The sequence below is a fragment of the Deinococcus metalli genome, assembly GCF_014201805.1.
In the GTDB taxonomy this organism is placed as follows: Bacteria; Deinococcota; Deinococci; order Deinococcales; family Deinococcaceae; genus Deinococcus; species Deinococcus metalli.
Map to the genome: position 1 here is coordinate 284,698 of NZ_JACHFK010000001.1, position 16,953 is coordinate 301,650.

The 16,953-nt window shown below is 71.4% G+C and carries 17 protein-coding genes; 8 read left to right on the forward strand and 9 right to left on the reverse strand.

The genetic code is table 11. The features are described 5' to 3' along the window. Positions 1-17: 17 nt before the first annotated feature. From HNQ07_RS01455 to scpA, 3 genes are read right to left on the reverse strand one after another with little or no spacing between them, the layout of a single operon-like run. Positions 18-344 (reverse strand): hypothetical protein, encoded by a 327-nt coding sequence (locus HNQ07_RS01455; RefSeq protein ID WP_184109118.1) that lies wholly within the window; start codon positions 342-344, stop codon positions 18-20. Positions 345-357: 13 nt separating this feature from the next. After that, a complete protein-coding gene (locus HNQ07_RS01460; RefSeq protein ID WP_184109119.1) occupies positions 358-771 on the reverse strand; it encodes a hypothetical protein in 414 nt (137 codons plus the stop codon). A 23-nt stretch (positions 772-794) separates the two neighbouring features. After that, the gene (gene scpA / locus HNQ07_RS01465) at positions 795-2,945 is read right to left on the reverse strand and encodes a methylmalonyl-CoA mutase (RefSeq protein WP_184109120.1); all 2,151 of its coding nucleotides are present in this window, start codon (positions 2,943-2,945) and stop codon (positions 795-797) included. Between the two features lie 217 nt (positions 2,946-3,162). On the opposite strand from scpA, the gene HNQ07_RS01470 reads away from it, so the two are divergent. The 6 genes from HNQ07_RS01470 (at position 3,163) to nspC (ending at position 9,009) form a co-directional block, all read left to right on the forward strand. Then, entirely contained in the window at positions 3,163-3,807 is a 645-nt protein-coding gene (locus HNQ07_RS01470) for a YbhB/YbcL family Raf kinase inhibitor-like protein (RefSeq protein ID WP_229831794.1), read from the forward strand. Between the two features lie 125 nt (positions 3,808-3,932). Continuing rightward, positions 3,933-4,607 (forward strand): ribulose-phosphate 3-epimerase, encoded by a 675-nt coding sequence (rpe, locus tag HNQ07_RS01475; protein ID WP_184109121.1) that lies wholly within the window; start codon positions 3,933-3,935, stop codon positions 4,605-4,607. A 94-nt stretch (positions 4,608-4,701) separates the two neighbouring features. Further along, entirely contained in the window at positions 4,702-5,427 is a 726-nt protein-coding gene (locus HNQ07_RS01480; protein WP_184109122.1) for a 2-phosphosulfolactate phosphatase, read from the forward strand. A gap of 57 nt (positions 5,428-5,484) precedes the next feature. Beyond that, entirely contained in the window at positions 5,485-5,979 is a 495-nt protein-coding gene (locus tag HNQ07_RS01485; RefSeq protein WP_184109123.1) for a DcrB-related protein, read from the forward strand. 55 nt (positions 5,980-6,034) lie between these two features. Then, on the forward strand, positions 6,035-7,657 hold the full coding sequence (locus tag HNQ07_RS01490) for a DUF4034 domain-containing protein (protein ID WP_184109124.1): 1,623 nt from the start codon (positions 6,035-6,037) through the stop codon (positions 7,655-7,657). A 131-nt stretch (positions 7,658-7,788) separates the two neighbouring features. Next, positions 7,789-9,009 (forward strand): carboxynorspermidine decarboxylase, encoded by a 1,221-nt coding sequence (nspC, locus tag HNQ07_RS01495; RefSeq protein WP_184109125.1) that lies wholly within the window; start codon positions 7,789-7,791, stop codon positions 9,007-9,009. A gap of 429 nt (positions 9,010-9,438) precedes the next feature. Here nspC and HNQ07_RS01500 read toward each other — a convergent pair whose 3' ends face one another. The 3 genes from HNQ07_RS01500 to HNQ07_RS01510 all read right to left on the reverse strand — a co-directional run bounded on the left by HNQ07_RS01500 (position 9,439) and on the right by HNQ07_RS01510 (position 12,661). Further along, positions 9,439-10,719 (reverse strand): DUF4384 domain-containing protein, encoded by a 1,281-nt coding sequence (locus HNQ07_RS01500; RefSeq protein WP_184109126.1) that lies wholly within the window; start codon positions 10,717-10,719, stop codon positions 9,439-9,441. A gap of 145 nt (positions 10,720-10,864) precedes the next feature. Beyond that, positions 10,865-11,641, reverse strand: a complete 777-nt coding sequence (locus tag HNQ07_RS01505; protein WP_184109127.1) for a DUF554 domain-containing protein — start codon at positions 11,639-11,641, stop codon at positions 10,865-10,867. 69 nt (positions 11,642-11,710) lie between these two features. Continuing rightward, positions 11,711-12,661: a leishmanolysin-related zinc metalloendopeptidase gene (locus tag HNQ07_RS01510; protein WP_184109128.1), complete on the reverse strand. Its 951-nt coding sequence runs from the start codon at positions 12,659-12,661 to the stop codon at positions 11,711-11,713. A gap of 428 nt (positions 12,662-13,089) precedes the next feature. Between HNQ07_RS01510 and HNQ07_RS01515 the strand changes: the two genes are divergently transcribed. After that, the gene (locus HNQ07_RS01515) at positions 13,090-13,293 is read left to right on the forward strand and encodes a helix-turn-helix domain-containing protein (protein WP_184109129.1); all 204 of its coding nucleotides are present in this window, start codon (positions 13,090-13,092) and stop codon (positions 13,291-13,293) included. A gap of 96 nt (positions 13,294-13,389) precedes the next feature. Continuing rightward, positions 13,390-14,112 carry a hypothetical protein gene (locus HNQ07_RS01520; RefSeq protein WP_184109130.1) on the forward strand — a complete coding sequence of 241 codons (723 nt, stop codon included), beginning with the start codon at positions 13,390-13,392 and terminating at the stop codon, positions 14,110-14,112. An 18-nt stretch (positions 14,113-14,130) separates the two neighbouring features. Here HNQ07_RS01520 and HNQ07_RS01525 read toward each other — a convergent pair whose 3' ends face one another. The 3 genes from HNQ07_RS01525 to HNQ07_RS01535 are packed head-to-tail and all read right to left on the reverse strand — an operon-like array spanning position 14,131 to position 16,866. After that, positions 14,131-15,396 carry a cytochrome P450 gene (locus tag HNQ07_RS01525; protein WP_229831793.1) on the reverse strand — a complete coding sequence of 422 codons (1,266 nt, stop codon included), beginning with the start codon at positions 15,394-15,396 and terminating at the stop codon, positions 14,131-14,133. Continuing rightward, entirely contained in the window at positions 15,389-16,228 is an 840-nt protein-coding gene (locus HNQ07_RS01530; protein WP_184109131.1) for a DivIVA domain-containing protein, read from the reverse strand. Before HNQ07_RS01530 ends, HNQ07_RS01525 begins: the two co-directional genes overlap by 8 nt. Then, the gene (locus HNQ07_RS01535) at positions 16,225-16,866 is read right to left on the reverse strand and encodes a YggS family pyridoxal phosphate enzyme (protein ID WP_184109132.1); all 642 of its coding nucleotides are present in this window, start codon (positions 16,864-16,866) and stop codon (positions 16,225-16,227) included. Before HNQ07_RS01535 ends, HNQ07_RS01530 begins: the two co-directional genes overlap by 4 nt. Between the last annotated feature and the right edge of the window lie 87 nt (positions 16,867-16,953).

The window sequence follows — 16,953 nt, forward strand, 5'->3', positions numbered from 1 at the left end:
GGATGGCGGGGGAGCGCTCAGGACCCGCCGGGCTCGGCGCAGGTCTGCTGTGCCCTGGCCGGCAGAGGCAAGATCAGGGCCGTCACGGGGGTGGTCAGGCCGGGCGCGCGGTGGCCCTCCTCCTTGACCGTCCGGCCCTGCGTGTCGAAGGTCGCGGTCACGTCCAGCACCCGGCCCACGAAGCCCGACCACGTCACCCGCGCGCTAAGGAGCGTACCGGCGGCGTTGTGGCGCTGCTCCACCATCTGCACGTTGTCCGGAAAGCGGTGCCCGTGAGTGTAGAGCAGGGTGCCGCCTGGCTGCGTCTGGACGGTCTCGATCTGACCGGTGCGTGCTTCGGTCATAGGAATGACCCTCTCAACACGGAGGCCTGGCCGGCCGGGGCCGCAGGTACGCCGTGAGCGGCGTGGTCACGCCCTTGGCGCGGAAGCCCGATTCCTTCACCAGCCGGCCGCGCGCGTCGAACGAACCCCGGACGTCGAGCAGCGGCCCGGCGAAGCCCGTCCACCGGACGGACGCGCCCGTGAGCCGTCCGGCACGGTCGTAACTCTGCCGCACGCGCAGGGTGTTGTCCGGGATCAGGCGGGCGTAGTCCACGCTGCGGACACGGCCCGCCGTGTCGAGCCGGTACGTCGTCTCACCGGCGGTACACACCCGCAGATCGCCCACAGCCTGGGCCGTGGGGGCGGCCCGGTACGGCACGGCGGGCAGGCCCTGTGCTCCGGCCACAGTCACGAGGGCCAGCAGCACCGACCAGACAGTGGATGTCATACCGCACGGGTACGCGCCGGGGCTCACGCGGGTTGCGTGCGCCGCTCGCGCAGCAGCCGCAGCACTTCCCGCGCCGAGTGCAGGATCGGGGTGCCCGGCCCGAAGATGCCGGCCGCGCCCGCGTCCCGCAGCGCCGCGTAGTCCTGCGGCGGGATCACGCCGCCCACCACCACCAGGATGTCGCCGGCGTCCTCCTCGCGCAGCGCCTGCACGAGTTGCGGCACCAGGGTCTTGTGCCCGGCCGCCTGGCTGCTCACGCCCACCACGTGCACGTCGTTCTCGATGGCCTGCCGCGCGGCCTCCGCGGGCGTCTGGAACAGCGGGCCCACGTCCACGTCGAAGCCCAGGTCCGCGAAGCCCGTGGCGATCACCTTAGCGCCGCGGTCGTGCCCGTCCTGGCCCATCTTCACCACCAGCAGGCGTGGGCGCCGGCCCTCCTCACGCGCAAAGGCCTCGATCTCGCCCTTCAGGGCGCTGAAGCCCTCGTCGCCGTCGTAGCCGGCGGCGTACACGCCGGACAGCGTGCGGATCTCGGCGGCGTGGCGGCCCCACGCGCGTTCCAGGGCGCCCGAGACCTCGCCCACCGTGCAGCGGGCGCGCATGGCGTCGACGCTCAGGGCCAGCAGGTTGCCCTCGCCGCTGCGGGCCGCGCGTTCCAGCGCGTCCAGCGTGGTCTGCACCGCCTGCGGATCGCGGCTGGCCCTGACCTGCTCCAGCCGGGCGACCTGCGCCGAGCGTACGGCGGCGTTGTCGATGTCCAGCACGTCCACGGCGGTCGTCTCGGCCGGGCGGTACTTGTTCACGCCGACGATCACGTCCTCGCCCCGGTCGATGCGGGCCTGCTTGCGCGCCGCCGATTCCTCGATCCGCAGCTTCGGCACGCCGCTCTCGATGGCCTTGGCCATCCCGCCCAGCTCCTCGACCTCGCGCATGAGGTCCCGCGCCTTCTCGGCCAGGTCGTGCGTCAGGCGTTCCATCAGGAAACTGCCGCCCCACGGGTCGATCACGTCCGGAATGCCCGTCTCCTCCTGGAGCACGAGCTGCGTGTTGCGCGCGATGCGGGCCGAGAACTCGGTGGGCAGCGAGGTCGCCTCGTCAAACGAGTTCGTGTGCAGGCTCTGGGTGCCGCCGAACACGGCCGCCATCGCCTCGATGGTCGTGCGCACGACGTTGTTGTACGGGTCCTGCTCGGTCAGCGACCACCCGGAGGTCTGGCAGTGGGTGCGCAGGGCGCGGCTCATGGGGTTCTTCGGCCCGAACGGCTCCATCAGCTCGCTCCACAGCAGCCTCGCGGCGCGCAGCTTGGCGATCTCGGTGTAGAAGTTCATGCCGATGCCGAAGAAGAAGCTCAGGCGCGGCGCGAAGGTGTCGATGTCCAGGCCCCGGTCCAGCGCGGCCCGCACGTACTCCAGACCGTCCGCCAGCGTGTACGCGAGTTCCAGCGCAGCGTTCGCGCCGGCTTCCTGCAGATGGTAGCCGGAGATCGAGATCGAATTGAAGCGCGGCATGTGCTGCGCCGTGTACTCGATGATGTCCGCGATGATCCGCATGCTGGGCGCCGGCGGGTAGATGTAGGTGTTGCGCACCATGAACTCTTTGAGGATGTCGTTCTGGATGGTACCCGAGAGCTGCTCCAGTCCCGCGCCCTGCTCCAGCCCCGCCACGATGTACCCGGCCAGGATGGGCAGCACCGCGCCGTTCATGGTCATGGACACCGACATCTCCGACAGCGGAATGCCGTCGAACAGCAGCTTCATGTCCTCGACCGAGTCGATGGCGACCCCGGCCTTGCCCACGTCGCCCACCACGCGCGGGTGGTCGCTGTCGTAGCCGCGGTGCGTGGCGAGGTCGAAGGCCACCGACAGGCCCTTTTGCCCGGCGGCGAGGTTGCGGCGGTAGAAGGCGTTCGATGCTTCGGCGGTGGAGAAGCCCGCGTACTGCCGGATCGTCCACGGGCGGGCGGCGTACATGGTGGCGCGCGGGCCGCGCGTGTAGGGCGGCAGGCCCGGCAGGGTGCTCACGTCCACGCCCGCCAGGTCGGCTTCGGTGTACAGCGCTTTCGTGGTCAGGCCCTCGGGCGTGTCGCGGTTCAGGGTCTCGGGCTCGGCGCCCCTCAGATCCCTGCGGGCCACGGCCTTCCACGCGCTCAGGTCGGTGGGGGTGGGGTCGGTCATCGGTGCCTCCGTTGACCGACATGATGCCACGCGCGGCCTAACGGGCGTTTGGGGCGGGCGTGCTGCGACCTGCCGGACGTCTCGATACGCTAAAGCCCCTCCCATCCAGCCGTGACGCCCGGCCGTTTAACGTTCATGTGATCTGTGGGCCGAATCACGCGGCGCGTCCAGCGTGCCGCGCCCTGACCACAGGCATCTCATTTCCTGGAGGATACCCATGTTCACTCCTGCACAAGCCCTGGGTCTGCTCGCCGTCGGTGTGGGTCTCGCCGCGTGCGCGCCCACCACCATGATCGGCGGCGCGAACGCCGGCAACGGCGGCCTGCCGCCCGCACAGCGCCTCACCGTCGCGCAGCCGGCTCCCGCCGCCACGCCTATGAGCCTGCGCCTGACCAGCCCCACCGTGGCCAACGGCACGGCGCTGCCCACCGCGCAGGTCGGCAGCGGCAACGGCTGCACCGGCGGCAACATCAGCCCGGCCCTGAGCTGGGGCGGCGCGCCCGCCGGCACCGTCAGCTACGTGCTCACCATGTACGACCCGGACGCTCCCACCGGCAGCGGGTTCTGGCACTGGGCCGTGTACAACATCCCCGCCAGCGCGACCGGCCTGGCCGAGGGCGCCGGCAGCGCGGGCGGAACCCTGCCCGCAGGCGCCGCGCAGCTGAACAACGACGGCGGTGGCCCCGGCTACACCGGCGCGTGCCCGCCCGTGGGCGACCGCGCCCACCGCTACGTGATCACGCTGTACGCGCTGAACAAGACCCTCCCGCTGCCGGCCGGGGTGTCGCCCGCCGTGCTGGGCTTCAACCTGAACGGCGCGACCCTCGCCAAGACCAGCCTGACCGCGTTCTACGGCCGCTGACGCCGGCCGGCACGCCGCCCCGCACTGGCCTTTGAGCGGCCGGCGCGGGGCGGCGTGCGTATGGGGCAGAATCGCCGGCCTGCGTTCTGTTCCCAGTCAATGTGAGCAATGTTAGACTGCTTGGCGTGCCTCCAGATTCCGCCGCGCCGCGCCGCGTCCACCTCGCGCCCAGCCTGCTGTCCTGCGACTTCACCCGACTGGGCGAGGAACTCCGGGCCATCCAGAGCGCCGACTGGGCGCACGTGGACGTGATGGACGGGCAGTTCGTGCCGAACATCTCCTTCGGTCTGCCCATCCTCGCCGCCGCCCGGCGCGCGTCGAACCTGTTTCTGGACGTGCACCTGATGATCGACCGTCCCGAGCGCTACCTGCGCGACTTCGCGGAGGCCGGTGCGGACGGCCTGACCGTGCATGTGGAATCCACACCACACGTGCACCGCGCCGTGCAGCAGATCCGCGAACTCGGCAAGAAGGCCGGCGTGACCCTCAACCCCGGCACGCCGCTGGAAGCTGTGCGCCCCGTGCTGGCCGACGTGGACCTGGTGCTGGTCATGAGCGTGAACCCCGGCTTCGGCGGGCAGAAGTTCATCCCGCAGAGCCTGGATCGCGTCAGGACCCTGCGCCGCTGGCTGGACGACCTGGACAGCCCCGCCGAGCTGGAGGTGGACGGCGGCGTGAGCCCCACCAACGCCCGCGCCCTGGTACATGCCGGCGCGACCGCCCTGGTCGCCGGCAGCGCCGTGTTCGGCTCGGACGGTGCGGCCGCCGGCCTGGAGCGGCTGCGCGAGGCCCTCAAGTGAGCCGGACGTGCCCTGGCCGGCTCACGGCCGTCCCGGACGGTCTGCCGGTCCCGCATACCTCCTTCACAGCGGCATGGTGCCGTCCGGGGCGCGCTTGAGGCTGCGCGTGGACCTGCTGCCGCACGGGCAGTACCCCGACGTCGTGATGGTCATCGACGTGCTGCGCGCCACCACCACGGCCGTCACGTACCTGGAACGCGGTGCGGAGGCCCTGCTGCTGACCGCCACGCCGGACGTCGCCCTGAACCTGCGGCAGGAGGGCAGCGGCGCCTACGTGCTGGGCGGCGAGCGCGGCGGCCTGCCCATTCCCGGCTTCGACTTCGGCAACAGTCCGGTCGAGGCCGCCGCGCAGAACTTCACCGGCCGCACCGTCGTGATGAACACCACCAACGGCACCGGGGCCGCGCACACCGCCGCGCAGACCGGCAAGCACGTGTTCCTCGCGGCCCTCACGAACGCCCACGCCGCTGCCCGGCGTGCCCGCGCGACCGCTACCGAGGAGATCGCCATCGTGTGCGCTGGCACCGACGAGCGCGTCGGCCTGGAGGACGTGTACGCCGCTGGCGTGCTGGCCGAATACCTGCTCGCCATGGGAGAATTCAGCATTGACGACGGCGCCCGCATTGCCCTGACGGTGCGCCGCAGCGGCGGCAACCCGCTGGAGGCGCTGGGCAGCAGCGCGCACGGCGCCCGCCTGGCCAGCCTGGGCCTGGGCGAGGACGTGCGCTACGCGGCGGGCCTGAGCACCAGCACCCTGGTGCCCACCCACACGCCGGGCGGGGACGTGCCGCCCGGCACGCTGCGCTTCACGGCCGGCTGACGGGGCCACCACGCCGGGTTGGACCGGTCCCCTCACGCCCGCTGCCTACACTGGGGCATGACCCGCACTCGCCTGGCCCTCGCGGCGCTGCTGCTCGGCAGCGCCCACGCCGTCACCTTCACGGACAGCAAGAACGGCTTCACCGTCACCGCCCCCGCCGGGTGGGACAAGGTGGACTACGCCGGCACGGCGGTGGTGTACCTCAACCCGCAGCGCGTGAACGGCTTCGGACCGAACATCAACGTCATCGTGCAGACTGTCCCCGCCGGGACCACGCAGGCGCAGTTCCACCAGGGCAGCCTCGCCCAGATCAGGAAGTACGTCAGTGGCGGACAGATCATCCAGGCGCGGGCCGTCACGCTGGGCGGGCGGCCGGCGAACGAGGTCGTGTACACCGGCAAGCAGGGCGACTTCAGCCTGTACTTCATCGCCATCTACACCGTCAAGGGCACGCGGGCGTACATCGTCACTGGCACGACCGTGCTGGGCAAGCAGGGCGATATGGCCCAGAAGACCAGGGCGTTCGCCGCGAGCTTCCGCATCACCCGGTAGGGGCGTGCGGATCTGCACCTCGCGCAGAGGTGCGTCCCGCTAGCATGAAGGGACGATGAACGATGCGGCTCCTGCTCCCTTGTCCCTGTTGCGCTCCGGTCACATCGGTCAGCTCCATACGTTCCTGAATGGCCGGCAGGGGCAGTTCGAGGCCGGCGAGATCGGGGAGCGCGACCTGCTGAGCGCCTTCCAGCCATTCGACTCGTCGGATCTTACGCTGGCCGAGGGCTTCCGGTCATGGCTCTCGGAGCACCCGGACGCCTACGCGCCACACGTCGCCATGGCCGCGTGGTTCCTCGGGCGCGGGTGGGAAGCGCGCGGCCACATGACGTCCAATCTCGTCAGCGACCAGGGCTGGCGGGCCCTACAGCACTTCCTGGCCCAGGCGGACGCCTTCGCGCACCGGGCCACCACCCTGACCGCGAATCCGCTGGTGGCCGCCACCATCCTGGGCCGGGTGAGTGGTACCCGGGGCTGCGACCTGACCCTGGACGACGTGCAGCGCCAGGCCTATCCGGAGTGGTTCACCCGGGGCGTGCACGACAATCCGGGCAGCTACACACTGCGCCGCCTGATGCTGCTGAACCTGCGCGCCGAGTGGGGCGGCAGCGAGGAGCACATGCTGACCTTCGTGCGCCAGCAGCAGGAGGCGCGGCTGCTCTCCGACATGGACGTGCAGCGCCTGTGGGCGGAGTTCCACTCGCACGTGTCGCATCACGCCCTGCACTTCGCGAACGACCCGGTGCTGGGCGTGGAGCGCGCCCGACTGGCCGCAGACCTGCACCCCGCACAGTCGGAGCAGCTCTTCATCGCCCTGTCCCACGCGAGGGCCGTCACCGCCGAGCGCCTGGAGGCCCTGCGCCGCTTCCTGACAGCCGCCGAGCAGGACGACACCATCACGCCACACGGAAACTTCGCGTGGGCGCTACACAACAGCGGCGACTGGGCGCTGCCCGAAACGCCACGGATCGGGGCGCTCCTCACGCGCGCCGCGGGTGCCGGCGATCCGGACGCGGCGGTCATGCTCGGGAGACTGCAGCTCACCCACCCGAACTGGCGGCTGCCGGACGCCCTGCCGCTGCTCAAGGCTGCCCGTGATCAGGGCCACACCGAGGCGGCCGAGACCATCGTGTACCTGCGCGGCCTGGTGACCCACCCGACCGAGTCGGACGCCGCGCAGAAGCGGGACGACATCCTGCAGGCCGCGAACCTGATGAGCGGAGAGATGAGCTGGGAGGTGTACCGGCAGTACGACGACTACGAACGCCAGTTCGCCCTGGAGCCGCGCCAGAAGTACCGCTACCTGCACCGCGCCGCCGATGCTGGCGACAACGACGCGCGCCTCGAGCTTGCTCAGCAGCTGCGTGCCGGCAATGTCGAACTTGGCGAGGACGATGTGCTGCGGCCGGTCGACACGGCTCCCCTCCAGGGCAGCCTGGACTACGCCAAGCACCTGCTGGAGCGGGCGGCAGGTAGTGGCCACGCGGCGTCAGGGAAAGTGCTGAAGAAGACCTCCGACCGGGACTGGCAGGCGGCCACGGCCAGGCGCCCCGCACTCAGGCCCATGTCGCACGTCCCGGCCCCGGCCCGCTCCGGCTTCCGCCTGAGCTGGTGGCACTGGCTGGCCGGAATCGCGGTCGTGCGTCTGATCGCCTCGCTGTTCGGGCACCAGTGGTAAGGAGGGCGGTGGTATCCAGCCGCACACGGGCACCGGCCGGGCGTGGCAGGACACGTGGCCGGAGCGCCCGTGACCTCTCACCGCAGCGCCACTGACGATCCGGGGCACCGTCAGCCGTTACCCTGTGCGGCATGACCGTTGCCGATCTGCGCCTGCCCGACGTGATGCCCGTGGAGTCCATCGACTGGGCCGCGATTCCCAGTCCGGCCTTCGTGCTGGACGAGTCCCGCCTGCGCCGGAACCTCGCCCTGATCGAGTACGTGCAGCGCGAGAGCGGCGCGCAGATCATCGTGGCCTTCAAGGGCTTCTCGATGTGGTCGGCGTTCCCGGTCCTGCGCGAGTACGGCATCACCGGCGCGACCGCCAGCTCGCTGAACGAGGCGATCCTGGCGAAAGAGGAGATGCAGGGCGAGGTGCACGTCTACGCCCCCGCGTACGCCGACGAGGACTTCCCCCGGGTGCTGGACCTGGCCGACCACCTGGTGTTCAACTCCTTCTCGCAGTGGGCGCGCTTCCGGCCACAGGTCGAGGCGGCGCGGGCGGCGGGCAAGACCGTGCATGTGGGCATCCGCGTGAATCCCGAGTACGCCGAGGTCGAGACCGACCTGTACAACCCGGCCGGGCCGTACTCGCGCCTGGGCGTCACGCGCCGGGAATTCCGCGAGGACCTGCTGGACGGCGTGGACGGCCTGCACTTCCACACGCTGTGCGAGAAGGACAGCGACACGCTGGAGCGCACGCTGGAGGTGCTGGAGCGCAACTTCGGCGAGTTCCTGCCGCGCATGACGTGGGTGAATTTCGGCGGCGGCCACCTGATGACCCGCGAGGGCTACGACATCGACCGCCTGATCCGCGTGGTGCGCGCGTTCCGCGAGAAGTGGGGCGTGCACGTGATCCTGGAGCCGGGCAGCGCCTTCGGGTGGCAGACCGGGTGGCTGGTGAGCCGCGTGCTGGACGTGGTGCACAACGTCAAGGACGCTGCGCTGCTGGACGTGTCGGTCTCGGCCCACATGCCCGACGTGCTGGAGATGCCGTACCGGCCGCGCATCCTGGGCGCCGGCGACCCGCCGGAGCATGACCACCGGGAAGCGGTGGACGCGCCGGCCGGGCACGCCTACCTGATCGGCGGGACGACATGCCTGGCGGGCGACGTGGTGGGCGAGTACGTGTTCGGCCGCCCGCTGGAGGTGGGCGACCGCGTGGTATTCGACGACATGATCCACTACACGATGGTCAAGACGACCTTCTTCAACGGCGTGAAGCACCCGGACATCGGCATCCTGCACGTGGACGGCTCGTACGAGCGGGTCAGGACCTTCGGCTACGAGGAGTTCAAGGCCAAGCTGAGCTGAGGGCCACACGCGCCGCGTCCCCGGCTGCTGAGGGCCGGGGACGCGGGCGAGGGGCGGTGAACTGGAGTGCGGAGTGGCGCGCCGGACGACGCGTGCCGATTCTGACCCGGCCGCCGGCTCACATTGCCAGCGGGATTCCGGGAGAGCGGGGGGCCAGGAGCGGGGCGAGGGGGCAGCCAGTCGCGCCCGGCGCGGAGCGGAGTGCATCCCTCGATTGGTCTTAACCTGTTTCGAGGTGCCCGTACTGTAGCGGCTGAATCTGACGGAGGGCTGAACAGGAAAGCGCCGTGCAGGACGATGAAGATGCCCGCGTCTGAACGCGCTTGCATGTGCCCGGCCTGAGACCCGGGCGAGAACTCCAGCCGCAGGCACCACCCGACGAAAAGGCCACCGGAACGCTCTGTCCGGTGGCCTTTTCGCTTCGGGACGTTACTTGCGGTACACCTTCGGCGTGCCGTTCACGGTGCGGATGCTGCCGCCCTCGAAATCGGCGGCCCACGCGCCGTTCACGGTGTACTGGTCACGGGTGGGGAAGCCCAGGAACGACCCGCTGCCGCCCAGGCCCTGGTAGGTCTTCAGGACGGCGCCCTGCAACCAGAACACGCCGTACTTGTCGGTGCCGTACAGCGCTCCGTTCTGGAAGAAGCCGTACAGGCCGCTGGTGCCGCGCGGGTTCTGCGGGATGACCTTCTCGTCGCCGGCCGCCCAGCCCAGGCGCGCGGGCGGGCGGGTCGCGCCGTTCTCGGCCTTCGCCAGGGCGAGGTAGCGCTCCAGCAGCATGCCGTGCACGGCGTACGAGCGGCTGCTGCCGTTCGCGTGCAGCAGCACCGCGTCGCCGTACGCGCCGACCCCCGCGAACTTCTGCCACAGACCGTCGCCCCACGGCACGGCGTACGTGGTGGCCTGGCCCAGCGAGTCCTCGCCCTTCGAGCGGGCATAGGCGTCCACCATCGCCTGATCGAGCGAGGAATCCTGCTTCTCGCCCGGCTGGTACGTCGCCGCGGCGGGCGCGGGCTGTGGGGCGGGGGTCGGGGCGGGCTGGGGGGTGGGTGCCGGCTGGGCCGCGGGCTGTCCGGGGGTGGTGGTCACGGTGCCGGTGGCGGTCCCCAGCGGCTGGCCGCCCACGCGGAACGTCACCACGTCCGTCGTCCAGCCATCGGCGGGCAGGGGACTCACGATGATGCTCAGGGCGCGCGCAAGGTTCTCCTGGCCCTGCACGCGCACTTGCGCGAAGCCCTGGTCGCCGGCGAAGCGCGCGATGTCGTCCAGGGTGAGCTGTGTGGTGCTCGCCAGCGCGAGCAGCTTGTCCTGACCGTTCGGGCCGCCCACCGTGAGTGTGTATTTGGCGTCCTGGGTGGGGAACACCCTGGTCACGCCGGCCTTCACGAAGTTGCTCTCCTCGTAGCTGTTGGGGAAGAACAGGTCGATCTTGCCGTTGGCGTTCACGTTGAACAGGTACACGTAGGCGTCCTGGTTGGTCTTCAGGCCGATCTGGACCTGCTCGCCCTTGCGGTACACCGGGTTGCCCTTCCCGCCCGGGTCGCGGTTGACCCACACGTCTACGCTGAGCTTGGTCTCGACGGGGTTCACGATGATGCTCTGCGCGGTGATCTTGGCCGGGCTGGCGTGTGCGGCGCCCAGGCCGAGCAGCGTGGTCAGGGCCAGGGCGGCGGCGCGTTGGGCGGGACGGACGGTCGTTCGCTGGAACATGGTGAAACCTCCTTGGGTGGAGGCACCCTACCCGCCCAGCCTGACGCGGCACTTAAGGAACCGTGCGCCCACACGGAGAATCAAGGAAGCCTGAACGCATCTGTAAGCCCAGGTGTGCGTCCGGCCCGCGCTGGCGCTGGACGCGCTATCCCTGGACCCGCAGCGCCGCCCACAGTGCCAGCGGCGCGATCAGCAGCGCCGGGAGCAGGCTGCCGACCCGCACCCGCCGGTCGTCGAAGCCCAGGCCCGCCAGCATCAGGTTCCAGCTGATCCCAACGATCATCATGCCGCCCGCACCGGTGACCAGCAGGATGTAGGGATTCGTCTTCAGCACGCCCGGGTCCGCGCCGCCCAGCAGCCCCGAGGCGAAGGCCCCCGCCGCCACGCTGAGGCCGCCCTGCACGAGCAGCACCGTCAGGGCGCTGAAGCCCACGCCGATGCCGTACACGCCCGCCAGCGCGAGGGCCGCGATGCCGTCCAGCACGCTCTTGAGCACGTAGGTGGCAGTGTCGCCGGTCAGGCCGTTCTGGAGCCCGCCGATCACGGTCATCGGCCCGACGCAGAACAGCAGGCTGGCCGCCACGAAGCCCTCCGTGAAGCGGCTGCCGCCCCGGAAGCGCTCGCGCAGCCGCTCGCCCAGGCGCTCCAGGCGGTCCTCGATGCCCAGCGCCTCGCCGATCACCGCCCCGGCCGCAAGGCTCAGCAGGGTCAGGATCACGCCGGGCACCGCGCCGCCGGACACGCGGTTCACGCTGCCTGCCATGTCCAGCCCGATGAACAGCACCACCAGGCTCAGCGTCTGGAGCAGGGTGCGCTGCGTGCGCTGCGGCAGGCGCCCCCCGATGGTCAGGCCGATCAGTGTGCCCAGCAGGACGGTAGCGACATTGACCAGGGTGCCGGACAGCTGGGAGAGCAGAGTCATCGCCCGTGATCGTAGAGCACCCCGCCCCGGGCGCGTGCCGGGAACGGGGTGCAGGGCGGGCGGCGGGGCTCAGTCCACGCGGTACTTCGGTTCGATGATCTGCTCGCGGCCGTCCAGGTCGATGCCCGACCGTCCCTGCGCGGCCAGCGGCACGCTGTAGGCATCGGCCCCGGCGTAGTTCACGGCGTAGCCCATGTCCTGCAGGCTGCCCACGCTGATCCGCGACAGCGGGTTCTTCACGCCGCTGTTGAGGTAGCCGGTCATGAGTTCGGTGTTGAAGGTCGTCTCGCGCCAGTGCGCGCCCTTGGTGCCGCTGCCGCCCTGGTTCTCGACCGGCACGCTGCTCAGGGTGCCGCCCGCCGCGCGGTACTCGCGCACGCCGTTGGCGCCGGTGTACACCGGGTTGTTGGAGTTCGCGCCGCTGACCAGCCGGAAGCGCGACCACAGCGACCCGATGCCCAGCGAGTGCCCGAGTTCGTGCGTGGCGATGTCGGTGAGCTGCGAGCCGAACTGCGCCAGGTCCGACGAGTCGAAGATCAGGGTGGAGTACAGCGTCAGGCCGCTCGCCGTGCGCACCGAGCACGGGCCGCTCTGCGCCAGGATACCGCCGGGCCCGTCGATGTTCTTGCTGCCCGTGAACACCAGCAGGTCGTCGATGGTGCCGCTGTAGGCGGCGTTGCTGCCGCAGGTGTTGGCGGCGATGTTCACCGTGGCGTTCGGCAGGCCCTGCGTGACCAGCCCCTGCCAGCGCTTGGCGGCGGCCGTCATGGCGTTCACGACGCTGCTGGCGCTGCCCGGTGCGAAGTTCAGGGTGATGGCGTACGTCTCGGTGGCCTGCGGTTGCAGCGCAGCGATGCGGGCGCCGGGATCGACTGCCAGGCCCGAGAGGTCGGGCGCGCCGGCCTGCAGGGCCGGGCCGCTGGACACGGCGGACGTGGAGTCGCTGCGCCCACAGGCCGTGAGGACGGCGCCGATGAGGGCGGTGCAGCACGCGAGTCGGAACAGGGGGGAACGGGTCATGGGCACCTCCGGGGAACGGCGGCGGGACCGGGCGCGCGCGCCGTCGCAGCAGACTTCGGTGAGGATGGCGTGTGGATCGGGGTGGACAAGCGGACCCTAGCGCCGGTCACATGAACTTCGTGTGAATGCGCGGCGGGTGGGCGCCGAACAGGCCGTCTGAGGCGCAGAAGGGCGATCTCATGGGAGCAAGGCGGCGCGGTTTCAACATGAACATTCCCCCCGGCAAGGGTGACATCGCGGTGACAATCCGTGTGTTACGCTCTGCGCAAGTTGACGCGAGTGACCCGACTGACCGTAACTCCGCGCCCCCAGGGTGCCGGGCCGGGCGGCGGCGCGCGGGCGACCGAACTCGACCGATCTGAAATCCTGCTGGGGCTGCCGTGTGGCGGCCCCACGCGCTTTTCTGGGCGCTTTTCTGGAGGGCTGCCATGACCCTGACCGAACAGTTCCACACCCTGCCCAAGCTCCTCAAGGTGGCCGAGGTCGCCGCCTTCACCGGCACCCACGAACGCACCGTGCGCCGCTGGATCCGTGACGGCCGCCTCGTCGCGGTCGAGCACGACAGCGGCCTGCGTGTGCCGCGGCGCGCCCTGTGGCGTTTCCTCGGTCTGGATCTGGCGCTCAGCGCGTAAGCTCATCCGCTCCGGTATCCTGAGCGGGATGGTTCCACCACACGGGCGGCCCACCGCCACTCACGCCGCGCCCCGCCCGCCCACCGGGGCGCGGCCTTGAGTCTCGCCGCCGCCCTCGACGCCGGTCACCCCGACGTGCAGGCCGTGTACCAGTCCCTGGTGCCGGACGATCGGGCAGGCGCGGCGTCGCTGGCGCTGTCGTACGGCCGCCCGACCCTCGCCGCCGCGTGGGCCGCCGATCCCCGGCACACGGACGCGCTGACACTCGCCGCCGCCCTGTTGCGGCTCGGACGGGCGGCCGAAGCGCTGGACGCGCTGGAGGCGCAGCCCGACACGGCCCGCACCGCCCTGCTGCGCGCCCGCGCCCGCTGGCAGCTCGGGCAGCGCGCGGATCAGGCCGACGTGGCCCGCATCCTGGCGCGCCGTGAGGGCGACACCCCCGCCCTGATGGCCGCCGTGACGCTCGCCGGGGAACAGGCGCTGGGCGCCCCGTACGCCGCGCTGCGCGTGCTGGCCGAGGGCCTGAAGGTCGCGGAACTCACTGGCCGCCCCGCCGACGCGCATCTGCTGGCGGTGCTGGCGCACGCCCAGCTCCGCTCGGGCGGCGCCAAGGGTCGGCGCACGGCCGAACGCGCCCTGGAACGCAGCGTGGCGCGCAGTCCTGCCCGCGTGCTGGCGCTGTTCGCCCTGTCCCGCGACGCCGAGGCCCTGCGCGACGCCCGTGACGGTGAACTGCACCCGGTGTGGTGGGAGGTCGTCCGGGTCGGCCGGCCCACCGCCGCGGCCCTCGCGCCGTCCACGCCGGCCGACGACCGCTGAGCGCGCCCGGGCGGAGCGTCAGCCCGCCACCACGTCCAGCCGGGCCAGGCCGCGGATCACGAAGCCGCCGGTGTACTGGCCTAGTTCGTCCGGGTCGGCCAGGCGCAGGTCCGGCAGGGCGCGGCACAGGGCGCGCAGGCTCAGGGCGAGTTCCAGCCGGGCCAGCGGCGCTCCCAGGCAGTAGTGGATGCCCAGCCCGAAGGTCAGGTGCGGGTTGGGCTGGCGGTCCAGCCGCAGCTCGTCCGGACGGTCGAAGGCGGCCGCGTCGCGGTTGCCGCTGGCGTACAGCAGCGCCACCCGGTCGCCGGGCCGCAGCTCGGCGCCGTGTAAGGACAGGGGCTCCAGCACGATGCGCTCGAACATCGGCAGCGGCGTGTCGAAGCGCAGCAGTTCCTCGGCGGCGGTGCGGAAGGCGGGCAGACTGTCCGCCGAGGGTGCGGCGTCCACCAGGGCCTGCCAGTGGGCCGGGCGCCTCAGCAGGGCCAGCACGCCGGCAGACAGGCCGTTCACGCTCGCCTCGTGCCCGGCGTTCAGCAGCAGGATGCAGGTGTCCACCAGTTCCTGCTCGCTGAGGCGGTCGCCGCCCTCGTCCTGAACCTGCACCAGCGCGGTGATCAGGTCGTCTTTGGGGTCACGGCGGCGCGCGGCGCCCAGGTCGCGCAGCAGGGCGCTGAAGTCGCGCACGGCGTCCTCGGCGGCGTCCTGGTCCTGCGGGGTGGGTGAGGGCTCGTACAGTTTCACGATGGCCGCCGACCACGGCCGCAGCTGGTGGCGCTCGGCGTCCGGCACGCCCAGCAGCTCCGCGATCACCGTGACCGGCAGCGGCTCGGCATAGGCACCGACGAGGTCGAAGGCCCCGGCGTCCCGCAGGCCGGCCAGCTGAGCCCCGAGAATCGCCTTGATGCGCGCCTGGAGTGCCTCGACACGGCGTGGCGTGAAGGCCAGCCCCACCAGCGAGCGCAGCCGGGTGTGCTTGGGCGGCTCGGAGTCGAGCAGGTGGTTGCTGTTGAAGGCGTCGAAGGTCGCCTGCCGCGGGTCCGGTGGCGGCCAGCCCAGCTCGTCCCGCGAGTAGCGGTGCAGCGCGCTGCGCCCGAAACGCCGGTCACGCAGCAGCGCGGCGATGTCCGCGTGGCGGGTGAGCACCACGCGGTTCAGGCCGGGGTCGTGAAACACCGGCGTGTGCGCCCGCAGGTCCGCCAGCAGCGGGTACGGATTGCGCACGAACGTGGGGTCACCGACGGGCAGGGTGGCGGTGGGCAGCGCTGCGGCAGCCGGGTCACGCACCCTGGCGCTCCTCCTGCCCGGTCAGGGTGCCGTCGGAGTGGGGCTCGCCGGCCGGCAGGTCCGGCTGGGCCGCGTCCAGCACCCGGGAGGACTCATCCGGGCTGGTCGCCGCGCCCGCTTCCTGGGAGCCGCGCACGGCCAGCGCGTCGGCTTCTGGCGCCGCCAGCGGGGGCATCAGGTCGTGCGAGGGCAGCCGCGGCGCGTTCAGGGCCGCCTCGGCCGGCAGGACGTGCTGGGCGGACATCTCCGCGAACGAGGACATCAGCGAGCGGTACGCGCTCAGGAAGTGCGCGTACTCGGTGCGGGCCGTCGACAGGCGGGTCGTGAGTTCCCCGTGGCGCTCCGTGAACTCGCGCTCGAGGTCCATCAGGCGCTGGGCCTGCACCCGGTCGCGTTCCAGCGTCAGGTCGTGCAGGCGCCGCTCCAGCTCCGCGAAGCGCGTGCGGAAGGCCGCCTCCAGCGCCGCGGCGCGCGCCTGGTGCCGCGCCTCGAGTTCCGCGCCGCGGCTCTGCGCGTCGCGCAGCACGCCCTCGCGCTGGGTGGTGGCCTGCGCGAGCAGCAGGTCGCTCTCGCGCGCGGCGTTCTCGCGCAGTTCGTGCGCGATGCGCTCGGCCGACACCACCGCGCGGCGGATCTCGTCCTCGTGCTGCTTGCGTTCCTCAAGCTGCTTCTCGAGGTCGAGCAGGTAGTCCTGCTGTTCCTGCTGACGTTGCAGCAGCATCTCGAACTCCTCGGCCAGATCGCTTAGGAAGGCCCGTACGCTGTGCCGGTCGTAGCCGTTGAACCGCTGGGGAAACTCCTGGTGCCGGATGTCGAGCGGAGTGGATTTCACGTGAACAGACTCCTTCCCACCCGGATCAGGGTGGCGCCGGCCTGCACGGCCAGGGGGTAATCAGCGCTCATGCCCATGCTGAGGTCACTCAGGCCCAGGTCGTGGGCGCGGGCCGCCGTGTCCTGGAACACCCGCAGAATACCTGCCTGATCCGCCCCCGCCTCCGCGTCCGGCGCGATCACCATCAGGCCGCGCACGCGCAGTCCGGTCGCCTGCACCGCCCGCAGCGTGGCCGGCAGCTCCGGAGCAGGAATGCCGTGCTTCTGCGCCTCGCCGTTGTGGAGTTGCAGCAGCACGTCCGGCGCGTGGCCCCAGCCCTGCGCGGCCTGCGCGATCGCCTCGGCCTGCCACGCCGCCTCGATGGTGTGCACCAGCCCCACCCGGTTCAGGTACTTCACCTTGTTGCGCTGCAGCGGCCCGATGAAATGCCACTCCAGGTCCGGCCGCTCGGCGGACTTGTCGCGCAGTTCCTGCCCGCGGCTTTCGCCCAGCGGAAACGCACCGTGTGCCAGGACACGCGCCTCGATCTCAGCCAGGGTGTGGCCCTTGGTCACCGCGACCAGCCGGGCGCTGCCCTCGGGCCGCCCGGCGGCGCGTTCGGCGGCGCGCAGTCCCTCAAGCACGGCTGGAACGCTCACGCGCGCTCCCCGCTGCGGAACTGGGCGCCGGGCTGGCAGGAACGGACGGGGCGTCGCATCTCGCCGTGATTGTCCCGTACGGGGCCG